This window comes from Serratia sp. MMO-28 (assembly GCF_037199905.1).
Classification (GTDB): Bacteria; Pseudomonadota; Gammaproteobacteria; order Enterobacterales; family Enterobacteriaceae; genus Chania; species Chania oryzae.
This window is the reverse complement of the sequence record NZ_JBBCVB010000001.1, coordinates 128,264-152,327: the sequence shown is the minus strand read 5'-3', so window position 1 is coordinate 152,327 and position 24,064 is coordinate 128,264. Positions and strand designations below refer to the sequence as shown.

27 protein-coding genes are annotated in these 24,064 nt (G+C 51.5%); 4 read left to right on the top strand and 23 right to left on the bottom strand.

Annotated features, from left to right (window positions below):
* Positions 1 to 3 precede the first annotated feature (3 nt).
* The 3 genes from ispF to ftsB are packed head-to-tail and all read right to left on the bottom strand — an operon-like array spanning position 4 to position 1,519.
* Positions 4 to 477, bottom strand: coding sequence for a 2-C-methyl-D-erythritol 2,4-cyclodiphosphate synthase (gene ispF / locus WG891_RS00660; protein WP_337261203.1), 474 nt, complete (start codon positions 475 to 477; stop codon positions 4 to 6).
* 10 nt (positions 478 to 487) lie between these two features.
* On the bottom strand, positions 488 to 1,195 hold the full coding sequence (ispD, locus tag WG891_RS00655; protein ID WP_337261202.1) for a 2-C-methyl-D-erythritol 4-phosphate cytidylyltransferase: 708 nt from the start codon (positions 1,193 to 1,195) through the stop codon (positions 488 to 490).
* 3 nt (positions 1,196 to 1,198) lie between these two features.
* Positions 1,199 to 1,519, bottom strand: coding sequence for a cell division protein FtsB (gene ftsB / locus WG891_RS00650; RefSeq protein WP_337261201.1), 321 nt, complete (start codon positions 1,517 to 1,519; stop codon positions 1,199 to 1,201).
* A 405-nt stretch (positions 1,520 to 1,924) separates the two neighbouring features.
* Here ftsB and WG891_RS00645 point away from each other — a divergent pair, with 405 nt between their 5' ends.
* From WG891_RS00645 to WG891_RS00635, 3 genes are all read left to right on the top strand, one after another.
* Entirely contained in the window at positions 1,925 to 2,695 is a 771-nt protein-coding gene (locus WG891_RS00645; protein ID WP_337261200.1) for a basic amino acid ABC transporter substrate-binding protein, read from the top strand.
* Between the two features lie 110 nt (positions 2,696 to 2,805).
* Complete coding sequence (locus WG891_RS00640) at positions 2,806 to 3,525, top strand: amino acid ABC transporter permease (protein ID WP_076942676.1); 720 nt, start codon at positions 2,806 to 2,808, stop codon at positions 3,523 to 3,525.
* Positions 3,509 to 4,231, top strand: coding sequence for an amino acid ABC transporter ATP-binding protein (locus tag WG891_RS00635; protein WP_337261199.1), 723 nt, complete (start codon positions 3,509 to 3,511; stop codon positions 4,229 to 4,231). The genes WG891_RS00640 and WG891_RS00635 overlap by 17 nt, the downstream gene beginning before the upstream one ends.
* 53 nt (positions 4,232 to 4,284) lie before the next feature.
* Here the strand turns inward: WG891_RS00635 and WG891_RS00630 are convergent, their stop codons facing one another.
* From WG891_RS00630 to cysG, 5 genes are all read right to left on the bottom strand, one after another.
* Positions 4,285 to 4,602: a DUF3561 family protein gene (locus WG891_RS00630; RefSeq protein ID WP_337261198.1), complete on the bottom strand. Its 318-nt coding sequence runs from the start codon at positions 4,600 to 4,602 to the stop codon at positions 4,285 to 4,287.
* A 94-nt stretch (positions 4,603 to 4,696) separates the two neighbouring features.
* Positions 4,697 to 5,383, bottom strand: a complete 687-nt coding sequence (gene cysC, locus WG891_RS00625) for an adenylyl-sulfate kinase (RefSeq protein ID WP_337261197.1) — start codon at positions 5,381 to 5,383, stop codon at positions 4,697 to 4,699.
* Positions 5,313 to 6,752, bottom strand: a complete 1,440-nt coding sequence (cysN, locus tag WG891_RS00620; RefSeq protein ID WP_337261196.1) for a sulfate adenylyltransferase subunit CysN — start codon at positions 6,750 to 6,752, stop codon at positions 5,313 to 5,315. The genes cysC and cysN overlap by 71 nt, the downstream gene beginning before the upstream one ends.
* Positions 6,753 to 6,763: 11 nt before the next feature.
* On the bottom strand, positions 6,764 to 7,672 hold the full coding sequence (cysD, locus tag WG891_RS00615; RefSeq protein ID WP_337261195.1) for a sulfate adenylyltransferase subunit CysD: 909 nt from the start codon (positions 7,670 to 7,672) through the stop codon (positions 6,764 to 6,766).
* Between the two features lie 9 nt (positions 7,673 to 7,681).
* Positions 7,682 to 9,112: a siroheme synthase CysG gene (gene cysG / locus WG891_RS00610; protein WP_337261194.1), complete on the bottom strand. Its 1,431-nt coding sequence runs from the start codon at positions 9,110 to 9,112 to the stop codon at positions 7,682 to 7,684.
* Between the two features lie 259 nt (positions 9,113 to 9,371).
* Here cysG and WG891_RS00605 point away from each other — a divergent pair, with 259 nt between their 5' ends.
* A complete protein-coding gene (locus tag WG891_RS00605) occupies positions 9,372 to 10,658 on the top strand; it encodes an aminopeptidase (protein ID WP_337261193.1) in 1,287 nt (428 codons plus the stop codon).
* Positions 10,659 to 10,724: 66 nt separating this feature from the next.
* Here WG891_RS00605 and WG891_RS00600 read toward each other — a convergent pair whose 3' ends face one another.
* The 15 genes from WG891_RS00600 to WG891_RS00530 all read right to left on the bottom strand — a co-directional run bounded on the left by WG891_RS00600 (position 10,725) and on the right by WG891_RS00530 (position 23,855).
* A complete protein-coding gene (locus WG891_RS00600) occupies positions 10,725 to 11,030 on the bottom strand; it encodes a phage holin family protein (protein WP_337261192.1) in 306 nt (101 codons plus the stop codon).
* Positions 11,020 to 11,400 carry a phage holin family protein gene (locus WG891_RS00595; RefSeq protein WP_337261191.1) on the bottom strand — a complete coding sequence of 127 codons (381 nt, stop codon included), beginning with the start codon at positions 11,398 to 11,400 and terminating at the stop codon, positions 11,020 to 11,022. Before WG891_RS00595 ends, WG891_RS00600 begins: the two co-directional genes overlap by 11 nt.
* Before the next feature lie 64 nt (positions 11,401 to 11,464).
* Entirely contained in the window at positions 11,465 to 11,725 is a 261-nt protein-coding gene (locus WG891_RS00590; protein ID WP_443006492.1) for a phage tail fiber protein, read from the bottom strand.
* A gap of 341 nt (positions 11,726 to 12,066) precedes the next feature.
* Positions 12,067 to 13,737, bottom strand: coding sequence for a pyocin knob domain-containing S74 family peptidase (locus WG891_RS00585; RefSeq protein WP_337261189.1), 1,671 nt, complete (start codon positions 13,735 to 13,737; stop codon positions 12,067 to 12,069).
* 48 nt (positions 13,738 to 13,785) lie between these two features.
* The gene (locus WG891_RS00580; protein ID WP_337261188.1) at positions 13,786 to 13,974 is read right to left on the bottom strand and encodes a hypothetical protein; all 189 of its coding nucleotides are present in this window, start codon (positions 13,972 to 13,974) and stop codon (positions 13,786 to 13,788) included.
* Complete coding sequence (locus tag WG891_RS00575; RefSeq protein ID WP_337261187.1) at positions 13,971 to 14,330, bottom strand: hypothetical protein; 360 nt, start codon at positions 14,328 to 14,330, stop codon at positions 13,971 to 13,973. The genes WG891_RS00580 and WG891_RS00575 overlap by 4 nt, the downstream gene beginning before the upstream one ends.
* A complete protein-coding gene (locus WG891_RS00570; protein WP_337261186.1) occupies positions 14,327 to 17,806 on the bottom strand; it encodes a host specificity protein J in 3,480 nt (1,159 codons plus the stop codon). The genes WG891_RS00575 and WG891_RS00570 overlap by 4 nt, the downstream gene beginning before the upstream one ends.
* Positions 17,807 to 17,879: 73 nt before the next feature.
* Complete coding sequence (locus WG891_RS00565; RefSeq protein WP_337261185.1) at positions 17,880 to 18,428, bottom strand: tail assembly protein; 549 nt, start codon at positions 18,426 to 18,428, stop codon at positions 17,880 to 17,882.
* Positions 18,371 to 19,105 (bottom strand): C40 family peptidase, encoded by a 735-nt coding sequence (locus tag WG891_RS00560; RefSeq protein ID WP_337261184.1) that lies wholly within the window; start codon positions 19,103 to 19,105, stop codon positions 18,371 to 18,373. Before WG891_RS00560 ends, WG891_RS00565 begins: the two co-directional genes overlap by 58 nt.
* Positions 19,106 to 19,116: 11 nt before the next feature.
* Complete coding sequence (locus WG891_RS00555; RefSeq protein ID WP_337261183.1) at positions 19,117 to 19,824, bottom strand: phage minor tail protein L; 708 nt, start codon at positions 19,822 to 19,824, stop codon at positions 19,117 to 19,119.
* A gap of 17 nt (positions 19,825 to 19,841) precedes the next feature.
* Entirely contained in the window at positions 19,842 to 20,171 is a 330-nt protein-coding gene (locus WG891_RS00550) for a phage tail protein (RefSeq protein ID WP_337261182.1), read from the bottom strand.
* Entirely contained in the window at positions 20,168 to 22,015 is a 1,848-nt protein-coding gene (locus WG891_RS00545) for a hypothetical protein (RefSeq protein WP_337261181.1), read from the bottom strand. Before WG891_RS00545 ends, WG891_RS00550 begins: the two co-directional genes overlap by 4 nt.
* Before the next feature lie 28 nt (positions 22,016 to 22,043).
* Positions 22,044 to 22,265, bottom strand: a complete 222-nt coding sequence (locus WG891_RS00540) for a phage tail assembly chaperone (RefSeq protein ID WP_337261180.1) — start codon at positions 22,263 to 22,265, stop codon at positions 22,044 to 22,046.
* Positions 22,266 to 22,354: 89 nt separating this feature from the next.
* On the bottom strand, positions 22,355 to 22,756 hold the full coding sequence (locus WG891_RS00535; RefSeq protein WP_337261179.1) for a hypothetical protein: 402 nt from the start codon (positions 22,754 to 22,756) through the stop codon (positions 22,355 to 22,357).
* A gap of 172 nt (positions 22,757 to 22,928) precedes the next feature.
* Positions 22,929 to 23,855 carry a phage tail tube protein gene (locus WG891_RS00530; protein ID WP_337261178.1) on the bottom strand — a complete coding sequence of 309 codons (927 nt, stop codon included), beginning with the start codon at positions 23,853 to 23,855 and terminating at the stop codon, positions 22,929 to 22,931.
* Positions 23,856 to 24,064: the final 209 nt, after the last annotated feature.

Sequence of the window (24,064 nt, the reverse complement as noted above, 5' to 3'; positions counted from 1 at the left end):
CGGCTACTCCTTGATCAACAAGGCGACGGCTTCGCAGGCAATGCCCTCACCGCGCCCGGTAAAGCCCAGTTGCTCGGTGGTCGTGGCTTTTACATTAACGTCGTCCATATGGCACTGCAGGTCTTCCGCCAGGAAGATACGCATCTGCGGGATATGTGGGGCCATCTTCGGTGCCTGAGCGATGATAGTCACATCCAGGTTCCCCAGGCGATAGCCTTTGGCTCGAATGCGTTTCCAGGCTTCACGCAGCAGCTCACGGCTGTCGGCACCTTTGAATGCCTGATCGGTATCCGGGAACAGCTTGCCGATATCCCCCAGCGCCGCTGCCCCTAGCAGAGCATCGGTGACAGCATGCAGCGCTACATCACCGTCTGAATGTGCCAACAAACCTTTTTCGTAAGGAATGCGAACACCACCGATCACCAGCGGCCCTTCGCCACCCAATTTATGAACATCAAAACCGTGACCGATACGCATAATGCGCTCCTTAATGGTTCAACTGAGTCAAATAAAACGCCGCCAGCGCTAAATCTTCCGGCCGCGTCACTTTAATATTGTCTGAACGCCCGGCGATCAATAACGGATGATAGCCGCAATGCTCCAGCGCCGAAGCCTCATCGGTCACCGTTGCGCCTTCATCCAGCGCGCGTTGCAGGCAGAACTTAAGCAACGCCAGCGGAAAGAGCTGCGGCGTCAGCGCATGCCACAAGTCCTGGCGCTCAACGGTGTGCGAAATAGCGTTCTGCCCCACTTCGGCGCGCTTCATGGTATCACGCACCGGCGCGGCAAGAATGCCCCCCACCACACTGTGCGCAGTAATCGCCAGCAGGCGTTCCAGATCGTCGGCATGCAGGCAAGGGCGCGCCGCATCATGCACTAACACCCATTCGGCATCACCCGCCAGTTGCAGCCCGGCCATCACCGAGTCGGCACGCTGCTGGCCCCCCAGGGTAACGCGCACTCGGGGATCCTGAGCGATCGGCAACCGGTGGAACTGACGATCGTCGGGGCCGATCGCCACGATCACCTGTGGAATACGCGGATGCCGCAGCAAAGCGTGGATCGCGTGCTCAAGAATGGTTTGCTGGCCGATGGTGAGATACTGCTTCGGGCAATCGGCCTGCATGCGGCTGCCGATCCCGGCAGCAGGCAGGACGGCAATCACCGGCGGCAAGGAGTTTGCGGAATGATTCATGCGTTATTTTTGTAGGTTATTTGGCGTGGAGGGGGCCACACTGCGTTTGGATTGGTCAGGCACCAGACGATAAAAAGTCTCACCGGGTTTAATCATCCCCAGTTCATTACGTGCGCGCTCCTCAATCGCTTCCTGACCGCCGTTCAAATCGTCGATCTCGGCAAACAACTGATCGTTACGCGCCTTTAGTTTGGCATTATTGCTCTGTTGAGCCGCTACGTCTTCATTGACCCGCACATAATCGTGAATACCATTTTTACCCAACCACAGCGAATACTGCAGCCAGCCGAGCAATGCCAGTAATAGCAGCGTAAGTTTTCCCATCTCCGCCCCCTGAAAAACCGCCCAATCATCCCACAACTTTCTGTTCGACTCCACACCAGGAGCGGCATTTAACCAGCAGATTCAGAGTAAGGATAAGAACTTCCTGAGCCTATGGTTTCATTTTCACCCGAAAGCGGCAAAAAAAGCCACTTTTACCGCAGAAAAATCGCTGTTGGCGGTATTTGGCTTCTCAATCTCGTGGCTAAGCTATGCAGCAATAAGCACTGCCTAGCCAAAGTTTTTCCCGATATTTACACCATAATAAAAATAATTATTCATATTTTACACTGTTAGCATTTTCAGCATGCGGTAATGGTTGTGTTTTTATTCATATAAGCTTATTTTTATGCAAAGAAAGTGCATAAATAAATCCAATGTATAACCTTTAATTTCTAGGGAGAGACCATGTTAAAACGCTTAATGCTGATCGGTGCCTGTCTGACAGCCACTTTTTCCACAACTTCCTTCGCGGCAGAGCCGACCTATGTCGTCGGCTCCGGCGGCACTTACCGCCCATTCGAATTCGAAAACAGCAATAAAGAGCTGGAAGGCTTTGATATTGATGTGATCAAGGCCGTGGCCAAAGCGGAAGGTTTCCAGGTGAAGCTGGTTAACACACCGTGGGAAGGCATTTTTGCCACCCTGAACTCCGGCGATCGCGACATTATCATTTCCGGCATCACCATTACCGATAAGCGTAAGCAAATGGTTGACTTCTCAGCGCCGTACTTCCCGGCTGAGCAGGCGATCGTCGTCCCGAAGGACTCCAATGTAGATTCCATCGCGGCGCTGAAAGCGCTGAAGGTTGGCGTCGTCAACTCCAGCACCGGGGATATCGTGGTTTCCGACACCTTGGGTAAAAACAGCACGGCGATCAAACGCTTCGACAATACCCCGCTGATGCTGCAAGAGCTGTATGAAGACGGTATCGGTGCCGCCGTGGGTGACGTTGGCGTAGCCAAGTTCTATATCAAAACCCACCCGGAGAAAGAGTTCAAACTGGTTTCTGACGCCAAGTTTGAACGCCAGTATTTCGGCATCGCCGTAGCGAAAGGTAATGATGAACTGCGTAACAAGATCAACGCCGGGCTGAAAAAAATCATCGCCGACGGAACCTACGCCAAAATCTACCAGACCTGGTTCGACAGCAACGTGCCAACGCTGCCCGCGCAATAATCGGTTCTTAGCCCTATCGCCACCAGGCGACGGACCGTCGCCTGAGCAATCAGAAGGAATACCCCTTGAATTTCCGTTGGGAGATCATTCAGGAATACGCGCCGCTGTTTATGGAAGGCGCCTGGATGACCATCAAATGCACCATTATCTGCGTGCTACTCGGTACCACCTGGGGATTGATCCTGGGATTAGGCCGCCTGGCGCAGGCACCGCACGGTATCTGGAAACCCATTCTGCACTATGGCGTTCAATGGCCGGTGCGTATCTACATCAGCGCGTTTCGCGGCACGCCGCTGTTTGTGCAAATCATGGTGGTGCATTTTGCGCTGGTGCCGCTGTTCATCAACCCGCGTGATGGGCTGCTGGTCACCAGCGGCCTGATGAGCACCGATTTTGCACGCGCGCTACGTTCCGATTACGGCGCATTTCTGTCGTGCGTGGTGGCAATTACCCTGAACGCCGGTGCTTACGTCTCAGAAATCTTCCGCGCCGGTATCCAGTCAATCGATCGCGGCCAGATGGAAGCCTCACGCTCGCTGGGCATGAGTTACGGCAAAACCATGCGCAAAGTGATCCTGCCGCAGGCGTTCCGCCGTATGTTGCCGCCGTTGGGTAACAATGCGATCGCCATCGTCAAAGATTCGTCACTGGCTTCCGCTATCGGTCTGGCCGATCTGGCCTATGCTGCCCGCACCGTTTCCGGCGCCTATGCCACCTACTGGGAACCCTACCTGACCATTTCACTGGTCTATTGGGTCATCACCTTCCTGCTTTCGCTGATGGTGCAACACATGGAAAAAAGGTTCGGTAAAAGTGATTCGCGTACATAACCTGCAAAAACAATTCGGCGAAAGCCACGTGCTGCGCGGTATCTCCTGCGAGATCGCGCCTAATGAAGTGGTGTGCATTATCGGCCCTTCCGGCTCTGGCAAAAGCACCTTCCTGCGCTGCATCAATGCGCTGGAAACCCTCTCTGGCGGTGAGATCGACGTTAACGGCTTTGCCATTCACAACCAGAACACCGATCTGAACAAGATGCGTGAAAGCGTGGGCATGGTATTCCAGCGTTTTAACCTGTTCCCGCATATGACGGTGCTGGAAAACATCATCATGGCACCGCTGGAGGTAAAAAGATTAACGCGCGCCGAGGCTATCACGCGGGCAGAAGTGTTGCTGAATAAGGTTGGGCTGATCGATAAGATCGACGCCTACCCCAGCAGCCTGTCCGGCGGCCAGCAGCAACGAGTGGCGATCGCCCGCGCGCTGGCCATGGAGCCTAAAATCATGTTGTTCGATGAACCGACGTCGGCGTTAGATCCAGAATTGGTTGGCGAAGTGTTGGCGGTGATGAAATCACTGGCACATGAAGGCATGACCATGGTGGTGGTAACGCATGAAATGGGCTTTGCGCGTGAGGTGGCCGATCGGGTGTTGTTTATCGATCAGGGCATTATTCAGGAAGAAGGCACGCCGCAGCAGATTTTCAGCCACCCGACCAATCCGCGTACGCAGGCATTCCTCAGTAAAGTTTTGTAACCTTCGGCACGGCTTGGACATTTCTCGGGCGCAGATCTGCGCCCTGCTCAGTCTTACCAACCGCTCAGAAAACTGAATAACAGCCAGAACAGGCAGATCACCAACACCCCGGTCGTCAGTAAGGTGAACAACAGCTTGCCGCGCAACAACATGCTGACGGCGATCCCCACCAATACCGACACGGGCATCAGCGCCAGGAAGAACGGCCAGGTATAAAGCAGGAAGAACAGCGTGTTGGAACCATAGACCAGAAAGGGCACCGCAAATGCCAACCAGTAAAAGACAAAACCGCTGGTGCCCCCCAGGAATGAGTAGGAAGGCTCTTCTTGCTCTTGCTGTGAGTTAGTCAATACCGGCGTGATATCTTGCATAGCGCCCCCTGGCTATCCATATTCGATTGGCACGCTCTGCGACGGGCTTAGAGTAAAAAGCGCATGACAAAACTGCCACACGCTTTTTTCGGATTCAGGGTTTGATAATAGCCTGACCACGCAATACGTCTAACAATTGTGCAGTCAAATTTGTTACTAATTGTTCGCCATGCAGGTGAACCTCTGGCTGCAGAGGGGCTTCATAGACTGAGTCGATGCCGGTGAAGTTACGCAGTTCGCCGGCACGGGCCTTTTTGTACAGCCCTTTTGGATCGCGCGCTTCGCAGACGGCCAATGGCGTATCGACAAACACTTCCACAAAGCGGCCAGGATCGAGCATTTCCCTCACCATCTGCCGTTCAGCACGGTGTGGCGAAATAAAGGCGGTCAGGACCACCAGCCCGGCATCCACCATCAGTTTCGCAACTTCACCGACGCGGCGGATGTTCTCGCGCCGATCGTCGTCGCTAAAACCCAGATCGCGACACAGGCCGTGGCGCACGTTATCGCCATCCAGCAGATAGGTGCTGATCCCCAACTGCTGCAGCGCAAGCTCCAGCGCACCGGCAACCGTGGATTTCCCCGAGCCGGAAAGGCCGGTAAACCACAGCACTGCGCCTTGATGGCCATTACGCGTTTCACGTTCCGCACGCGTTACCGCATGCGGATGCCACACCACGTTTTCATCATCTGGCCCGGTTGGCCGGATCTCAACCACGCGGTTTTCCTCCAAGCAGATCACGCGCCTCCCAATGTGGGAAGTGCTTACGCACCAGCGCATTCAGCTCCAGTTCAAAGGCGCTGTAATCCCCGGTTACCGCCTGCTGGCAGTGGTGCAGCGCTTCGCGGATCAACCCGGCGCCAACCGTCACGTTAGTCAGCCGATCGATAAAGATCAGGCCTCCGGTATCGTGGTTCTGCTGATAGCTATCCAGCACCAGCGGTTCATCAAAGGTCAGTTCCACCAGCCCGATGCCGTTCAGCGGTAAAACGTCTGCCCGATGCTGCGCCAGCGAGTTAATCTCCACCTGATGGCGGATGCTTTCTACCCGAGCGCGGGTCTTCTTGCCCGCCACCTTGATGTCATAGCTCTGGCCCGGCAACAGCGATTGCTCGGCCATCCACACCACATCCACCAGCGCGCTCTGCGTCGCCTGCAGCGTTTCACCGGCATCCACCAGCAGATCACCACGGCTGATATCCACTTCGTCTTTCAGCACCAGCGTAATCGCCTCGCCTGGTACGGCTTCCTGCAAGTCGCCATCAAAGGTGACGATCCGCGCGACGTTTGACTCCACACCGGACGGCAGCACTTTGACGCGCTGGCCGACGCGCACCACACCGGCAGACAAGGTGCCCGCATAACCACGGAAGTCAAGATTCGGTCGGTTGACGTATTGCACCGGGAAGCGCAGCGGCTGGCTTTCCCTTTGGCTGATCACATCCACGGTTTCCAGCACTTCCAGCAGCGTTGGGCCGCTGTACCACGGCATCTGCTCGCTCTGGGTTGCCACGTTGTCGCCGTCCAGCGCCGACAGCGGTACAAACTTGATGTTCAGATCGCTGGGCAGTTGCTCGGCAAAGGTCAGGTAATCCTGCTTATATTGTTCAAACACCGCTTCGCTGTAATCCACCAGATCCATCTTGTTTACCGCCACCACCAGATGGCGAATCCCCAACAGAGTGGCGATAAAACTGTGGCGACGGGTCTGATCCAGCATCCCTTTGCGTGCATCGAGCAGCAGGATCGCCAGATCGCAGGTAGACGCCCCGGTTGCCATATTGCGGGTATACTGCTCATGCCCCGGCGTATCGGCGATGATAAACTTGCGTTTTTCCGTAGAAAAATAGCGGTAAGCCACGTCGATGGTGATGCCCTGCTCGCGTTCTGCCTGCAAACCGTCAACCAGCAACGCCAGATCGAGCTTTTCGCCCTGCGTGCCGATACGTTTGCTGTCCGTGTGCAGCGTAGAGAGCTGATCTTCATAGATCTGGCGGGTATCGTGCAGCAAACGGCCAATCAGTGTGCTTTTGCCATCGTCCACACTACCGCAGGTCAGGAAACGTAACAGGCTTTTGTGCTGCTGCGCGTGCAGATAAGACTCCACCCCGCCCTGCTGCGCAATTTGTTGTGCAATAACGTTGTTCATCCGGCGGCTCCTTAGAAGTACCCTTGGCGCTTTTTAAGTTCCATCGAGCCAGACTGATCGCGATCGATCATGCGGCCCTGACGCTCACTGGTGGTGGAAATCAGCATCTCTTCGATAATCTCCGGCAGCGTTTGCGCCGAAGAATCTACCGCACCGGTCAGCGGCCAGCAGCCAAGGGTGCGGAAACGCACCATACGCTGGCTGATCATCTCCCCCGGTTGCAGATCGATGCGATCGTCATCCACCATCAGCAACATGCCATCACGCTCCACTACCGGGCGCGGCTTCGCCAGGTACAGCGGCACAATGTCGATCTTCTCCAGGAAGATGTATTGCCAGATATCCAGCTCGGTCCAGTTCGACAGCGGGAAAACGCGGATACTCTCCCCCTTATTGATCTGGCCGTTATAGTTATGCCACAGCTCCGGGCGCTGATTTTTCGGATCCCAGCGATGGAAGCGATCGCGGAACGAATAGATGCGCTCTTTGGCGCGGGATTTCTCCTCATCGCGGCGCGCCCCGCCGAAGGCGGCATCAAAACCGTACTTATTCAGGGCCTGCTTCAGGCCTTCGGTTTTCATAATATCGGTATGTTTGGCGCTGCCGTGTACGAATGGGTTGATCCCCATTGCCACGCCTTCCGGGTTCTTATGCACCAGCAGTTCGAAACCGTACTCTTTAGCGGTACGATCGCGGAACTCATACATTTCACGGAATTTCCAGCCGGTGTCCACATGCAACAGCGGGAAGGGTAAGGTCCCCGGATAAAACGCCTTGCGTGCCAGGTGCAGCATCACGGAGGAGTCTTTCCCGATGGAGTACATCATCACCGGGTTAGCAAATTCAGCGGCGACTTCACGGATGATATGGATACTCTCCGCCTCCAATTGCCGCAAATGAGTGAGTCGTTTTTCGTCCATAGCAGATCCTTAAGCCAAATTCACGACGGCCGGGGGCTTAGCCCCTTCCGCCTGCGGTTGATGCCCAAACCAGGCGATTTGATGGTGCAGCTCCACCACCTCACCAATCACCAGCAGCGCCGGCAATGGTGCCTGTTGGGCCAATTGTTCCAATTGTTGCAGAGCCCCAATCCGCACCTGTTGATCCGGCCGCGTGCCGCGGCTGATCACCGCCACCGGCGTGTTGGCCTCGCGGCCATGGGCGATCAGGTTACGGCTGATATCCGCCGCCTTCATGGTACCCATGTAGATTGCCAAGGTCTGGCGCGCCCGCGCCAGATCGGCCCAGTCCAATCCCTCCCCGTCCGGGCGGCAATGGCCGGTAATAAAGGTCACGCTCTGCGCGTGATCGCGATGCGTCAGCGGGATACCGGCATACGCCGTTGCCCCCGCGGCTGCGGTCACTCCCGGCACCACCTGGAACGGGATCCCGGCGGCGGCGGCCACCTGCAGCTCTTCACCACCGCGGCCAAAGATAAAGGGATCGCCGCCCTTCAGCCTAACCACGCGTTTGCCCTGCTGCGCCAGCTCCACCAGCAGGCGGTTGGTTTCTTCCTGAATCACCGAGTGCGCACCGGCGCGTTTGCCCACGCAGATCCGCTCAGCGTCGCGGCGCACCAAATCCAGCGTTTCATCACTCACCAGATGGTCATACAGCACCACGTCTGCCTGTTGCATCACCTGCAACCCGCGCAGCGTCAACAGGCCGACATCGCCTGGGCCTGCCCCGACCAGGGCGATCTCTCCCTGCTGGCCTTCGTTGCCCTGCGCAAAAGCGGTGAGATCTTGCGCCAACTGCCGCTCAGCCTGCGCCGTTTGGCCATTAGCTACCAAGGTCGCGAAACGGCCAGCAAAGGTTTTCTCCCAGAAACGCCGTCTTGCCCCGATAGATGAGAGTTGCTGTTTCACCTGGCTGCGCCAACGCCCAGCCACTTCTGCCACCTGCCCAAGGCTGGCAGGCAACAGGGCCTCCAGCTTTTCACGCAGCATGCGCGCCAGCACCGGAGCCTGACCACTGGAAGAAACCGCCACCACCAGCGGTGAACGATCGATAATTGATGGGAAAATAAAGGAACAGCGCGGCTGATCGTCCACTACGTTTGCCAGTACGCGGCGTTTATCCGCTTCGGCATACACCTCCGCGTTCAGTTGGCTGTTATCGGTAGCCGCAATCACCAGAAACACCTCATCCAGTTGCTGCGGAGCAAAAGACGAGGCTAACCAGTGAACCTGCCCTTGCTGATAAAGACGTTCGATTTCCGGCGAAAGAGCCTGCGCAACTATCCGTATTTCAGCGCCGGTACGTATGAGAAGATCGACTTTGCGCGCAGCCACTTCGCCGCCGCCAACGACCAGCACCGGACGTTGTTTAAGGTCGGCAAATATTGGTAGATAGTCCACAACGGCCTTTTCATATAACTGAAAGATAGTGTGACTATACGGGGTGGGATTTAGCCTCTGAAATGACGAAAAGGAATTGCTTGTTCGATAATGGAATAAGGCTGCAGCGCAAACCGGGAGGAATAGCAAAGAGGCAAACGCCTGCACGTTTAACCCTAAATTAAGAAACGCAGAAATTGTGTAATTGCCAATAGCATCCCATACTGGATACCGCAAAAAAATAATCGGCCTCGTTGGCACCTAAAAAGGATTTTTCGGTATGTTTTCCCGCTTTTGCCTGAGAGCCGCTTTATTGATGGCCATTCTCGGCTGCGTTACAAGCGTTTCGGCCAACACAAAACCTGTCAAGGAAGCCAAATTAGGCCAATTTGCTGCCGAACATAGTCTGATCGCTAACAAGGCAAATACCCCGGCCATAGCAGAGCCAGCCCCTGGCCAATTTGCTGCCGAGCAAATGCTGCTCTCCACCGTCAGCCATGCGGCCAAGGCTGCCCCCACAACCCAATCGACCCAAAAAGCGAAAGAAACAAAAAAAGCCAAACCGGCGGAAGGTGCATCATTGGGCCGGTTCGCCGCCAAGCAGATATGGCATATCGCCACGCATTTTCCTGGGCGGATGGCTGGCAGCCAGGCTGAATCACTCGCTGCAGATTACCTGCAACAGCAGTTTGCCAGTATGGGTTACCTGAGCAACACCCGCAGCTTTAATGCCCAATATCTTTATATCAAAAACGATACCAGCGAAGATTGGAACAAGGTTACCGTTACTTCGGTGATTGCCGCCCAGAAGAGCAGGCAGGATAAGCAGATCATCATCATGGCGCATTTCGATACCTACACTCCGCAAGGCGACCATGAAGTCCACAACAACTTGGGCGGGCCGACGCTGCAGGGCGTGGATGATAATGCTTCCGGGGTTGGGGTGATGCTGGAACTGGCACAACAGATGAAAGATATTCCCACCGTTTACAGGCTGCGTTTTCTGGCCACCAGCGGTGAGGAACTCAAATCGCTGGGAGCGAAAAACTACCTGAGGCGCATGACGCAGGAAGAACGCGACAACACGCTGTTAGTGATCAATCTCGATAACCTGATCGCTGGCGATCAACTCTATTTCCATTCAGGGCGCAACACCGCGCCGGAGGTTGCCAAAATCACCCGCGATCGTGCGTTAGAAATCGCCCAGCGCTACGGGATTACCGCCGCCATTAACCCAGGCAGTAAAAAGTACCCCAAGGGAACCGGCTGCTGCTCCGATCACACGGTTTTTGACGATGCAAAAATCCCGGTTTTAGCGGTGGAAGCGACCAACTGGTCGCTGGGGGATAACGATGGTTATCAGCAAACGGCTGCCAGCCCGCAGTTCCCACAGGGAGTGACCTGGCATCGCCCGCAATACGATAATCTGCAGCATTTGGAAAATAATCTGCCGGGGCGCATCGAACAACGCAGCCACGACAGCGTACAGATCCTGTTGCCATTGATTAAAGAACTGGCACAAGCGCGGCCTGCTTCGGAACAAAGAAAGGCTAAAAAGAAAAAATAGCATGGCGCCACTAAACGCTATTTAGAGAGTTTTGAGTAAACCACCCTTTACCGATGAGATATCAGGCTACTCATGGCCTGCCTCACCTGTTTTAATACCAGAGAAACGAACCAATCGCTTAATGTTGCCCTTAACCGAAAACACACCAATGCATAGCGCAACGTTGAGTAGGGCTTCGGCGGGATCCACCTCATCGTATACGCCCAGAACAAGGCGGATCGCCACCGTGCCACTGGCCACAATGATGCAAAAAGCAAAAATGGCCGCACCATAATTATGCCCATTCTTACCACGGCGAAAGGCGAGCAACCGTAGTGCGATCAAACTGCAGGCTATTCCATTGATAACGACCAATAGGGTATTAAGGCTCATTGTTATGCCCCCCTTTTTTGAGCAGATCCGGGTCTGCCGCACGCTTGGTTAGCGCCATTAATAAACGGACACTGACAGCGGAACTGACAATGGCGCCAATCAGCTTGGTCACCGCCAATTCGCCCGGCAAGGTAGTGGATATTGCATTGGCAAAAAACTCGCTCGATACCACACCAATAACGAACGACACGACAAACAGCACGGTTCGGGTGGCAAAAGGGTAATCTTTCGCGCTAATGACGAAGATCACCGAACCGATAAACGCACCAATCACCACATCGGCGGCCTCAGGGCCAGACAGCAGCCCGGCAATGGTCGCGCCAGTGACAATAGCGGTCGCCATTGCCGCACTTGAAATGGGTTCTGACATAGACTCTCCTCAGAAATAAAAAACCCCGCATCGCTCGCGGGGCTGGATACAGCAGATAACATCATTACTCGGCACGGCTATCTTCGGTTGATTCGTCGTCAAGATCGGTTGCGGGCTGAATATCTGCCAATTTTGGTTCTGCGCCATAGATTTGCACGCGCAGATCCAACCAGCGCCCCGCCGGGATATCGATCGGATCGCCGTCTTTGTAACCGGTGATAATGTTTTGAGCGAAAGTAGGGGCAGATGAATTTGCCCGATGGAAGGTTTTGATCAATAGATCGCCGGATTCTTCAACCGCATAATCCACCCAAACAAGCGGCAGCTTGTTGCGAGCGGTGGTTACGCCTGGGTTTTGGTCGTTGAGTTCACATTGACCATTACCGAATAATTTGACGATTGGAGATGCTTTCTTGACTTTTGCACGATTTCATATCGTGCATAACTCAGTCCAACTGCATTACTTTCTCTTTACAAGCAACTGAGCAAATTACTTAAATCGGGTTAAGCTCTTTCAATTTTCTACTGTTATAAAAGATTATTTACCCTCCAGATACAACCTTCACTGCCACTCTGAAAAGTGGCAGTGAAGGAAAAGACCAGTTAATTACCAAAAAATTAAACGGGGTTTATTACTATTTATGAAAGAGAGTTACAGTAAAAACTTTATACTTTCTTCGCTTCCGAGGTAAGCTTTTGCTCAAGCTGCAAAATACGTTCCTCTAACTCTTGTTGACGATTGAGTAAGTTTTTCACCACTTCAACAATAACACCTGTCGTCGCACTGTAATCCAGCGTTAATGTACCATCTGAAGCGGTATTAACGGCGACAGGGAATTTCTGTTGTACATCTTGCGCAATCAATCCGGCGCTGGCTGTTTCGCTTTTTTTATAAACCCAGGTCTTGCCGTTCCAGGATTGGATGATTTCCTCTGGATTAGTGATACTTTCGACCTGTTTTTTATGTCGAATATCAGAGAGTTGCTGTAATGATTGACAGGAGAAAACCCCATTGCTATACCAAATAAAGTTAGCATCACCAACATGCATAAGCGCTTGAATAGTTCCATTCGTCGGATAATGAACATCCATACCGGCGAGATGCGCACGCCCCCATTGTGTGGCTTTCCAAATTTGATGAGCAGAGGTTTCAGCATTAGGGCAATCAACTAATAGGCCAGCAGCTCTCTTTTGCCAATCGACATAAAGACCACCTTGAACTGCACCGCGAATAATACCATGAGCATCATTATTAACGAGTATGTTGCCAAGCTGCATCATTCCCGTATTAGTGAAACTCCAATGGTTTTTTATTACGTTATTGATATAATTCTGTATTACCCAGGAACCATCTGGATCTTTGTAGATATAACCATCCGCTGCCCCCACCGTGGTTTCAGTACGGATATGACGCCTACCACTGTTTTGTAATAGAATTTGACTCCCTCGGAATACAGGATTCTTACTGGTATCTATTGGGTTGGCTGAGTTATGCACCTCAGACCATTCGGCCCATTTCCCAGAATACATGCTACGGTAAAACATACGCCCGTTACCCTCAGTTGCATAAGGAAAAGCCCATTGCTCCACTGAGGTGTCTGAATACTTATAGACAATACAATAAAAATAATATCCTGTTCCCTGCGGGCCGTTAGGGCTGAAATCATTACTTCTTAACAAAGAGGGGTATAGCCCTGGTGCCGTAATGCTATTCCAATCCACCGTTTTGGGTGCACCACCGTCACTGTTCACTTGAAAGAAACGGTTATTCCCAGTCGGCCCACCAAAGGCACCGACTTCCATCAGTTGACCAGCAGATGTCCCGACATCCCTTTCTGCCGCCGCTTTTAAACCAATGTTTTTACGGAATGCTACTTTGTCAGGAATATCGGTGCCATTTTTGGTTTTATCTAAGGCATTACTGACAGCGGTATTAAATGCCGTCTGGCTTTTAACGGTAACTGCCGTACCATCAGGGGCCGTAAGTTTGATGTCACCAGTACCGGTCAGGATCTGTTGCCAACCGTTAAGCTGCGTTTGGTAATAGCTCAGCATTGCCGTTAATTGATTGGCAAATGAAGCCGTGCTATTACTTTCAGCTACAATAATCCCATAAGGGGAGTTGGTAAAATCCTGTGTAATAGTGCGGCTCAAAGTCAGCTGGGTTGCGCTGTTGACCTTGCTGATTTGGTACATATCCACTTTACCGGCCCCCCCCACCACCAGAATAGCACCAGCAGCAATGCCATTTTTAGCATCATCCCATTTGGTATCGGTACCAGTGACCAAGTTAGTATTTATTTTACCGGTGATTTTCCCAGTTTCATACATTGACATAGCGTTGCTCTCTTTTAACTTGTTATTTTTATGATTAAAAAACGGTTTTTATATTTTTTTGACTTCTTGCTTTACAGAATCAACCTGGTTAATCCATTGCACCACTTTTTCAGGGAATCGTTCGCCATTCTCTTGAAAGTGTTTTGCTAGTTCATATATAGCATCCAATTGATCACCTATTGACATATAATGTTTACGCCGCTCCTCAGCGTAATCTTTTTTTAGTCTAATCTTCATGGCGTAACCCTAATGGAGAAGTCCTGATAAGGGAAGTTGAATACCTGTATATGATATTCAGCATTATGCAAAAAAGATAATTCAATATCAGTACCATCAGCTTGATACTCTTCATTATCAATACGGACTTTAGAACCAATGGGAACATTTTTTAGGACATTATCAGAGTAAGTAATGTCCATTACTGGCCGCTCAACAATTGCATTTCCCTTAAGAAAAAAAAGGTTACTATCAAAATACCCTTCTACTTTCGTTAAACCACTGGCTTTTGCCGTTGCCTCTGCATCGATATCTCTGCACAGAGCATATTGTAATATACGGCCAACTGAATCACAGAATGAAAATTGCTTACTCATCTCATAGCCCCCCATACGGCCATATCAGCCTTATTAAAAATAACTTGGTTATTGATACCGTACCATTCTACGCTGAAGGTATGTGTTCCTGCCCCTAGAGTTGCACTACACATAATCACTGGTGAATCATTGGCAAAACCAGCACCAAATGTTCCCATTATTTGACCATCAATTCTAACGTTAGCCAGAACTCGAGTACTATTGCTAATGTACCCCTGTTTAATCACAACAATAACTATTACTTTTGTGGTAAACGGATAGTATACGCTACCAGACACAACCTGATTATATGCTCCGTTGCCATATTGTATCATTTGATCCGTAGATGAGAATGAGTTAGGAATAACGACAGAGTTTTCACCTATTTTTAAGGTATCAACTTGAGCATTGCCGATTTTAGCTTTTGTTATTTGTGCATCCCCAATCTTCGCACTCGTAATACTCCCATCCTTAATAAAAGCGCTATTAATAATCGTCTGACCACCGTCAATCACAAAGGGTGTGCTGGTGGTACCATTGGCGGTATTAATAAAAGCAAATCTATCGGCAGAAAAGAGTACCTGGCTCTGCATACCGCTAGGGGTATTTTCCACCCCCACGCCAATACCGGCTGCATACTGTTTGCCATTGCTGGTGGTGCCCACCTTAATATTCCAGGATGCAGACAGTTTGCCATTCAGATCCGCTACGGTTTTCGAGGTTTGCTGTACATTGGCAGAAACTGTGCCGATCTGGCTGTTTAGCCCGGTAATCTGCTGTGACGTTGCGCTGTTGTTATTAGCCACCGTGGTCGACAATTGGGTTAAGGATGCCGCGGTATTATCGGTTTTACTGGTTAATTGCTGTAATACCGTCGCGGTTGCCTGTTCGCCGTCTGCTACCACCTGCTTCACTTCAGTAATTGCCGCATCCGTTTGGCCAACTTTTTTCCGCCATTCGCGTGCATCGGCATCGTTTGCCAAGGCATTACTGATAATGGCATTCGCCGCTTCATTCAGGTCCTGATTATTTTTTTCTACGCTTTCCGTCAGGCTTTTGCCTAATTCACTGCTCATCACCTTATCGGCAATTACGTCCAGAATTTCTGACGCATCGCTGCTGGTTTGCGCTTCAACGCCGATAAACGCCGATTTACCGTAAGGGTTTACCGAGCGGACGTAGTAGTAATAGGTTTTGCCATGCTTTAAGCGATCGTGAATATAGTAGCTGCTGGTAACCAACTTCACCGCCATTGATTCGACTTGATTCAACGTCAGCGCTTTTTCCGCATACCAGAACTCAAACAGGGTATTAAAAGAAACCGCACCGGCAAAGTGCGGCTGCAAAGTAATGCGCCCCACCCCAGGTGTGACATCGATATAGGCCGGAGGTGCGGGAGCATTAAGAGAAAAGTCGACTACCGTCTCTTCCCCTAAACGCCCCTCGCTGTCGCGGCAACGTACTGAGATCTTATAGTCCGCTACCTCCAGGCCGTTCAGCAGATATTGGGTATCGGGGGTGTTTTCCCGCAATACCACCGCTCCGCCCCTGGTGAGCTTCACCTCAAAAGTGACATGCTGGTTCACCGTTGGAGTCGACCAGTAAGCGCGAGCCTGCATTACGGTGCTGTCTGGGATGGCTTCCACCCGCAGATGTTCCACCGGCGGCAGGTTGCCGCCATAAGGCCGCACAGGTTTAGGATCAAAACGGACGCCGTTATCCACCACCGCTTCTTTTTCTGGCACGTGTTGCAATGCATTAATGCTGTAAGTGCCATCGTCGTTTTCACCGATCGACATAGCGCGGAACAGCCGCGGCTTCAGGCTGGCGAGCGAGAGCGTCCAAACGCCCTGCAACTGGAGGCCGGTCACATCCTGAGCCAATACCACCTGATTAGGTAGTGGCCGCGAGGCAATATCCACCTGAGCAGGCTTATTATCTTTCCCGATGTAACCCAAGTAGGCGCGCTGCCCTGCGGGGATGGTGATGTCGCGATCCAGCGTAACAGTGCGGCCACTGATGGCCTTGATGCGCCCACCGCTGCGGCTGCCGGTATACTGGTTATCAACGATTTCAATGATATCCCCTGGCAGATGTTTCATGCCTTCGCGCCCGACATTGAAACTGACCGACTGCTTTTCCAGCCGTTCGGTTTGCAGTATCCACTGACCAGTGCGACGGGCCTGACCGCGCGAGGTACAGCCGAAGGCATCGATCTCGGTGACGTTGAGACCGTAACGGGCAATCATCACATCGTCAGAAACGTATTCCGTCGCGGTCTTCCAGCCATTGGCGGGATCGACATAGCGCACATGCGCCGCCGTATGCCGTGCCTTCTGGGCGCTGGATTGATAACTGAAGCTGCCATCCACCACGTTGGCGTTGGTATAACGCCAGACCGGATCGCTGGGCCGATCCTGCACACAGCTCATCTGCATGCCATCCCACACTGGCATGGCACGGAAGATCGACGCCAGATCGTTCACCACCTCATACGCCTGACGACGATCGGTGATATAGCAGTTACAAGTCATACGCGGTTCTTTGTTACCGAAGCCGTCGTCGACCATCACATCGCAGTATTGCGCAATGCTGTACATGGCCCACTTGTCGCAACCAAAACTCCCCAGGCGTTTCCCTAGGCCATAACGCTCGTTCATCACCAGATCGTAGAAGATCCACGCCGGGTTATTACTCCAGGCAATCTTGAAGCTGCCATCCCACATCCCACTGTAAGTGCGGGTTTCCGGCGTATAGTTGCTGGGGACTTTGATCATCAGGCCGCGAATCAGATAGTTACGCTTTGGCACCCCCTGAAACTGCGAAGAGTCAAAAGAGAGCCCTACCAGCGCGGTATTTGGGTAGCTGAGTTTGCTGTCGATGATTTCGGTATAGCTGGACCACAGGGTTTTATTCTCGACTTTACTGCTGGTGCTGTCTGAGGTGTTACGTACCACCCTGATATTAAACGGGGCCTTCGGTAGCGCGGTCAAAAATACCGAACGCAGATATTGTGAACGGATTTTCCCCTCAATCTTCACCGTTTCACGGGTTTGCCAGGTACTACCGTTGCTGACCTGCACCAGCAACTCAACGCTGCTGCCGTTAATGTCCCCTTCTGAGGTTTGCGAGAACAGCGCGCTGACGCCAACGGTGACGCGCACACGGTCGATATCCGCAGAAGAGATGGTTCTGATCAGCGGTGTGCCATATTTCACTTCGGTAGAAACCGGCACTTCATTCTCTGCGGATGAAAACCCTTCCAGGCAGGATTGCTGCTGCGTTCCAGCAAGCCATTGCGCATTAACGCCAGAAAAGTTGTTGGAGCCATCACTGTTCTGAATCGGAGTATCGTTAAGATAGACCCCTTTTAGCCCACCAACCGGGCCTTCGATCTGCCCTTCGCAAAGCAGATCGATAATGGATAATTGCTGTTTTGACTTTAAGTTATCCGCTTGTTCTACTGGCGTGCGAGCGCCACCGCCACCCTTGCCCATACATACCTCAGATAAAAAAAACCCCGGCGAAGCCAGGGTTGAGTGGAAAGAAAAATTGCTGATTGACGCGAACTTACTCGGTAGCCAACCCCTGGCTCAGCACTTTGGAGCCAATGCGCACTTCCCCATAACACAGGGGAATGGCTGCGCCTTGAGCAATGCCGTTATCCAGATTGGAAAAGGCGGTATTGGTGATGTTTTTGTCTCCTGCTATGGGTGTGGTTGGCATTTTGGTCAGCATGCTAGCGACGCCACTTGCCATCATGCCAATCCCTGCACCGATCAGCGCAGCCCCTCCCCACTGTATGGTAAAGGCCCCAACCACGACCATCACAGCCCCCAGGATCGTCGGGAAAATACCGGCATTTTTTGCCCCCAATGCTCGAGGCACCAGATGAATTACCGCTTTATCCGGTAACGGGCTATGCATCCCCTGCTTGAGCTCTTCTTGCGTAATATCTTGCCCAGCGATGCGCAAGCGGTAGAAATCATTACTAATATGCTGGCGCAGCCCAGGAATTTGCGAGATCAGCGCACGCAGCGCTTCCCCTGCAGTGTGAACTTCTAAGTGAAAGCGGCGGCCATATCGTTGCAGATCGCCGTAAAAGCAGACGGTTGCCATGCTTGATGTCTCCATATCGAATGAGTGTATTGCTGCCAGTAACCGCCATAGGTATCCCGGCGGCTTAAACGGTGCGGCACATGATGCAAAATGGTCTGGTCGCCGCAGTAAATGGCGGCATGATTGGCACGTGCGCTGCCAAGGCAGATCAGCACCACATCGCCGGGTTGTGGTTTGTCGTCAGCAAGGCGGCTAAAACCGGCACTGACGATATTCTCCAGATAAAGCTCCTGTTCACCGAGCCACCAGTCATCTTCACGTTCTGCTTCCGGTAATTCGATGCCCGCCAGATGATAGGCATCACGAATCAAGGTGTAACAGTCGGTCGTACCATGCAGGAATTGACGGCCCAACAGCGGCAAACAGTTGCGAAAGCGCAGGAGAGATCCGCGGCTTGCCAGCCACCATTCACAGGCGGTACGTTTTTGTATCGCACGATCGGCTTCGCTGAGGTAGTTCGGCCCACCAGGGTGGCTGTGTACCACCGCCAGAATGTCGCCTTGCAGTTGCGCACGTAACCAGTCATCGGGAGAGATCTCAAAATTCAGTTCCGGACGATCGGCGATATTCTTGCAGGGCAGATAGCGTGTTTGATCTTCAGTGCTGACCACCAGCCCGCAACACTCAAGCGGTGCTTCTGCTGCGGCATGCTGCAGAATCAGCTGTTCAATGCCCATAGTGCCCCCTATCAGCGGCTGAGCTTGGCTGCAGACGGGAAGCCACCAAAAGGCAGAACACCATTCTTGCCGAAACGCATTTTGCAGGAGTTCAGCCGTTTACCGCATTTATCCAACTGCGCCGATGTGGTGGGATTGTCTTTCTCATCCGCCACCGGGCCACCACGATAACTACAGTTGGCAGAACGATATTCCCAAGGGCAAACATCGCTGATGATTACCCTGGCAGGCAGCATGGCGCCATCGCTTTCACTGGGCAGTGCCAGTTCATAGGTCGCCGCCTCGCTGGTAAGATTAGTCAGCCGCTCAATGACATAGCGGCTGACTAATTCCTGCGTAGCATCCGCCTGCGGGTTCCCTTGTTTGAAGTTCACCGCATCCAGCGCACGGCGCGGAACTTGGCGACGCGTGACGATCGCGCCGACCAGATCGTCAAAATCCTCGTTCAAGCCGGTGAGTAAGCCACTGATATTGGCAACGGTGAGCTTAGGGCGATTACTGGTACCCTGGCCGTTAAATTCAAAACCATTGGCTTGAATCGGGTAAGGGGGATAACTCTTCCCTTGCCACACCAACGTTTCTCCTTTTTCATTTAGTCCAGCGTGGAAGCGCAGCAAATCACCACCGATAAAGGTGAGATCGACCTGGTAGAGATCGAGCAAGGTGTCCTGCTCGATGGCGGCACTGGATTGCACCAGTGAGTTACTGATATTTCTCATTTTGTTGTTCCTTGCTGTCAGGCGACAACTTCTTGGAAAGTGGCACTCAGCGAATTCCAATAACCGTTAACGGCCAGGTTCCACTCTTCGCATTTGAACAGCGCACTTTTCAGGGTGTCGGGAGGCAGCCAGCTAAAAGCCTGCGCTCCACCATGCTCAGTCAGAAACTGATCGATGGTCCTGACATCTTCCGCGCTGCCAGAAAACTGCAACGAGTAACTGCGCAGTTGGTTATTGATACCGTCGGGTGAGCGCTGCTCATAACCATCGCCAAAAGAGACCACTTTGACTTTCGGCTTTACACTCACTTGCAGCGATTCTTCCGGGATCCAGGTAAAGGTTTTCACGCGTATGCTCCTCTATTCAATAACCCACCAGGGCGTTGCTCATTACTGACCACCTCATACACCTTGCTCTTGATCATGCCAGCCAACTGGCTTAGCCCTTCAGCAGATATTGACGAACCGCCACCGTCGTTTTGCACGGTAACCGGGACATTAATGGAGAGCGATGAGCCACCGCCCGACGACGGGGCGCCATTCAGGAACTGTTTTAGATCGGCGTTAGTACGGCTATCCACCACTCGTTCACCGCGATCCAGCAACCAGGTGCCTTCGCGTGGAATAAAGTCAATGCCGCTATGGGCCTGGCCGGAGAGAGTGACACTGGCGAGAGTTGAAAGAACGCCTGCACCCGCAGCGGCAACAGCAGCCATGTTGGCAAATTTTTGCATTGAGTTTGTCGAAGAGCTATCGCTCATGGCCTGCATAATGGCAAGTTGTAGGCTGACCATGGCTTGAGAGACCGCAAAACCTTTCGATAGCGCAAACATTTGCTGATAAGCGGCAGAGTCTTTCCCACCCGTCAGTTCTGCCACATTCATTAAGCTGCTCACTGCACCGCTCATACTACTCATGCCGTTTTGCAAAGAAGTCACCTGCGTCAGCCCTTCCTGACGATGAAGCTCTATCCGCTGCTGCGAGGCCGTGGTAGCAATAGCGGTTTTCGCGTCTTCGTAGAGCTGATAGTTGGCCAGATCTACTATTTGGCTTTGCCCAACTGTAGCCAATTGATCTTGTTCATTGTTATTGATCTGATCTAACGCAGAGGGGGGGTTGGCTTTAGTAATTAAATCTTTGGCGTATTGCTGCCCGGCGGCTATTTTTTGCTTTCTTTCGTCTTCTTTTGCCTTGGCAGCCGCCAATTCTTGTAGTTTCTGTTCTTCTTCCCGCTCCAGACGGCGGATAGCAAGGTGTTGCTCAGCAAAATTGACCGATTCCTTTTGTAAGGTAATGGTGGCTGTCAGCCTGTTTTGTGAGTCTTCGGGTTGTGGGTCCGGTAACTGATTTAAATGATTGCTACTTTCTAATGGATTATTTAAAGATTTACTAACAGACTCTTTTACTCCTTTTAACCTATCTAATATCTCATTGTGGTTTTTAAGTTGTAATTTTGCTGCTTCAACGGCCAATTTTGCAGGATTGGAGTAAAATTCTGGTGGAGTGACTTTTATATTATCGTATTGCGGATTATCTGAGTCCGCCAAAGACATTGGCTCGGATGCTCTTTTATATTCATTCTCTTTTTCTTTAACCCCCTCCTCTTTTAATAACTTCTCACGCTCCATTGCTGTAATTAATTGATTTAAAGCTAGATTGTATCTATCTTTATCCGCTTTGGTTGTTAACGGTTTTTTATCATAATACTCCAGTACGCTGATAGCATCGCGCTCCATTTCACTTATTTTTTTATCAATGGAATTTATGACACCAATAGTTATTCTTGTACCGACTGCTGTTGCAACCCCATAGGGACCAAAACTTGGTGCCAAAGATGAAACCTCATCAGCGACACGATTATATGAATCATTATTCTTTTTTGAGACAGAATAAGCGTCGCCTGAGATTTTATCGGATAAGAGTTTCTTTATAGCACTTTGGTTGTTATTCTCAGAACTAGCCGCACCACTCAGTGAAATATTAATCACTGTACCGCCACTTTTCCCACCATTCCCCTTTAAGTTGTTTAAAGCATCGCTGCAATCAACAGCAATAGCATTTAATTTGTCCGTAGCCTGTGCTAAAGAGGCCGTTCCCGATGCCGCATTCTTTATATTTTTGCAATACTCTTTAATAGATTGCGTGCTTTTATCTATACTTTTATTGTCAATAATGACGGTGTTATTTGCCATACATTGCCTGCCTTATCATTAACCCGGCTCATGTCCGGTTTCCCTCACGTATCAGCACCAAGTGACGCATTATTTCGACTTCGATTGGATCCAACTGCCGGCAGGTCAAACGACACCATGCCTCCAACTCGCCGTAGCTGAAGGGCTGACCATTATAAAATTCGGCAAACCATTGATAGAGATAGCCGAGCTCTTCCGGGAAGGGCGTATTATCCAGCTCAACAAGCTTTGCCGGTTTTTTACCGGTCACTTGCCACACTTTTTCCAGATGCTTACGCAGAGCAACTTTACTCCCCTTAGGGGGAATATTCAGTTCCCACTCCGCCGCGAGGCGTTGAATTAACTGGTCGCGGCGTTGGCGAAAAAAACGCTGTGGTCCGCTGCAACACGATTCACCGTGTCATACATATGGGGATTGGTTTGTAAAAAGAGTTTGACGTTCTCTGTGGTACAGGGTTCGTCATAGGTCCAGTCAATAATCAACTGTGCGATGGAGTCTAACGCCACTTCTTCATAGATTTTGTCATCCATGGTTTTATTTTTGGCCTCCGCATCACGCACATATTCGCGAATGCGGCGATAGCCATCGGCTTCCGCTTTGCGGAAGCGTTCGCTGTAGGTGCTTAATACGGTAAGCAACTCACCGGTTTGTACCCCCTTTTCACCACCAGGGATCACGACAGGGATCTCAATCCCGGCATTAGCTTTAGAGGCAATATTTAATTCACGGAAACTGGCCATAATTTTTATCCTGCTTGTTATGATTTTTCAAAAAAAATCCCGGACCACCGAGAGATTATGTTCTGATGGCCGGGAGTGTTTATCTTTAAAACTGAAAAAACTACGCTACCTGAGCAAAAGGATCGCTTAGGCAGATCTTATTATTGTTTGTTATTTTTAAACTTGATTTTTATTACGCAACAACCCGCGTAATCTGCACGCTGGCACCAACGGTGCGATCCAGCAACCCACGATAATTGAGGTTGATCATAATATCGCCTTCGCCATCAATACTGCGCGGTGCTTCGGTAAATTTCAGGCGTGGAACCTTAACCGTGTATTTTTTGGTTGCACTATTAGGATCCAGCAAATCAAAACTGATATTACTCTCCGTTTCGTTGATAAATTTCTTACGGTACGCATTGTCCTCAAAATAGGTGTTGAGGGTGCCGCTTACCGTACGGCGTTTGGTGCTTGGCGTAATAGCGGTTTTTGAACCGACGACATAACGCGATTCAATGCCGTTTTCTACCGTCAGATCCACTTCGGTAACCACTGAGACTGCTTTGCCCCCTTCCAGCAGCGAACCTGAGAAACCATCCATAGGTGCCGTAGTGGTTGCCGCAGTAATGGTCGCCCCGGTTGGCAGCGCGTTGGCAATCTCCATGGTGCGGCCGATAATGCCAAACTCGATAGTGGTGATCCCTTCGGCACTCACTTTCATCGACATGGAATTGATTTCACAGCCGCGATAGATAGTGTACTGACCATCAGCAGCAGGCAGATCTGCCTGGTAATCAATAAAGGTAAATGACTGACGCAGAACACCCGCCGTCAATTTATTATCGGTAGTCCATGTACTGCGTAATGCCGCAGCGATCAAATCATCGAAAGTGCCGAAAGTCAGTTCTGCTGACAGAGAACCTTCAACGCTGCGAGTCCCCAAACGCAGATCAGAAACCTCTGCATCGCTGCGCAACTCAGAAGATTCAAGCGTACTGATTTTGATATCCAGTGAGTTTTGCGTTGCACGGAACACCGTCAGCGCTGGAGTATTTGGGGTAGTTCCGCTAATTGCTTCTTTAACAAAGTAAACCGAATGGCGTGCGCCCTGTGACATAGTCGTCTCCAATTACTTAACTATTATTGTTTTTTGCCCGATTGGCGGTGGGAAAAGCGTTCTTCCCGGTGTACATATGCACCGATTCAGTGTGCATATGATTTACGGCAATAAGTCGTCGCCGACAGCAACGCGCCTATTGACCGTGAATACGTTTTCAGAGGTACAAACAAAAAAGCCCTTCACACAGAGGAGAAGGGCTTCAGGTG

What these genes read in the sequence shown, in the direction of transcription:
- ispF (WP_337261203.1), bottom strand. Translation starts at nt 477, where the DNA reads ATGCGTATCGGTCACGGTTTTGATGTTCATAAATTGGGTGGCGAAGGG.
- ispD (WP_337261202.1), bottom strand. Translation starts at nt 1,195, where the DNA reads ATGAATCATTCCGCAAACTCCTTGCCGCCGGTGATTGCCGTCCTGCCT.
- ftsB (WP_337261201.1), bottom strand. Translation starts at nt 1,519, where the DNA reads ATGGGAAAACTTACGCTGCTATTACTGGCATTGCTCGGCTGGCTGCAG.
- WG891_RS00645 (WP_337261200.1), top strand. Translation starts at nt 1,925, where the DNA reads ATGTTAAAACGCTTAATGCTGATCGGTGCCTGTCTGACAGCCACTTTT.
- WG891_RS00640 (WP_076942676.1), top strand. Translation starts at nt 2,806, where the DNA reads ATGGAAGGCGCCTGGATGACCATCAAATGCACCATTATCTGCGTGCTA.
- WG891_RS00630 (WP_337261198.1), bottom strand. Translation starts at nt 4,602, where the DNA reads ATGCAAGATATCACGCCGGTATTGACTAACTCACAGCAAGAGCAAGAA.
- cysC (WP_337261197.1), bottom strand. Translation starts at nt 5,383, where the DNA reads ATGCGCTGGTGCGTAAGCACTTCCCACATTGGGAGGCGCGTGATCTGC.
- cysN (WP_337261196.1), bottom strand. Translation starts at nt 6,752, where the DNA reads ATGAACAACGTTATTGCACAACAAATTGCGCAGCAGGGCGGGGTGGAG.
- cysD (WP_337261195.1), bottom strand. Translation starts at nt 7,672, where the DNA reads ATGGACGAAAAACGACTCACTCATTTGCGGCAATTGGAGGCGGAGAGT.
- WG891_RS00605 (WP_337261193.1), top strand. Translation starts at nt 9,372, where the DNA reads ATGTTTTCCCGCTTTTGCCTGAGAGCCGCTTTATTGATGGCCATTCTC.
- WG891_RS00600 (WP_337261192.1), bottom strand. Translation starts at nt 11,030, where the DNA reads ATGAGCCTTAATACCCTATTGGTCGTTATCAATGGAATAGCCTGCAGT.
- WG891_RS00595 (WP_337261191.1), bottom strand. Translation starts at nt 11,400, where the DNA reads ATGTCAGAACCCATTTCAAGTGCGGCAATGGCGACCGCTATTGTCACT.
- WG891_RS00585 (WP_337261189.1), bottom strand. Translation starts at nt 13,737, where the DNA reads ATGTCAATGTATGAAACTGGGAAAATCACCGGTAAAATAAATACTAAC.
- WG891_RS00580 (WP_337261188.1), bottom strand. Translation starts at nt 13,974, where the DNA reads ATGAAGATTAGACTAAAAAAAGATTACGCTGAGGAGCGGCGTAAACAT.
- WG891_RS00575 (WP_337261187.1), bottom strand. Translation starts at nt 14,330, where the DNA reads ATGAGTAAGCAATTTTCATTCTGTGATTCAGTTGGCCGTATATTACAA.
- WG891_RS00570 (WP_337261186.1), bottom strand. Translation starts at nt 17,806, where the DNA reads ATGGGCAAGGGTGGCGGTGGCGCTCGCACGCCAGTAGAACAAGCGGAT.
- WG891_RS00565 (WP_337261185.1), bottom strand. Translation starts at nt 18,428, where the DNA reads ATGGCAACCGTCTGCTTTTACGGCGATCTGCAACGATATGGCCGCCGC.
- WG891_RS00560 (WP_337261184.1), bottom strand. Translation starts at nt 19,105, where the DNA reads ATGGGCATTGAACAGCTGATTCTGCAGCATGCCGCAGCAGAAGCACCG.
- WG891_RS00555 (WP_337261183.1), bottom strand. Translation starts at nt 19,824, where the DNA reads ATGAGAAATATCAGTAACTCACTGGTGCAATCCAGTGCCGCCATCGAG.
- WG891_RS00545 (WP_337261181.1), bottom strand. Translation starts at nt 22,015, where the DNA reads ATGGCAAATAACACCGTCATTATTGACAATAAAAGTATAGATAAAAGC.
- WG891_RS00535 (WP_337261179.1), bottom strand. Translation starts at nt 22,756, where the DNA reads ATGGCCAGTTTCCGTGAATTAAATATTGCCTCTAAAGCTAATGCCGGG.
- WG891_RS00530 (WP_337261178.1), bottom strand. Translation starts at nt 23,855, where the DNA reads ATGTCACAGGGCGCACGCCATTCGGTTTACTTTGTTAAAGAAGCAATT.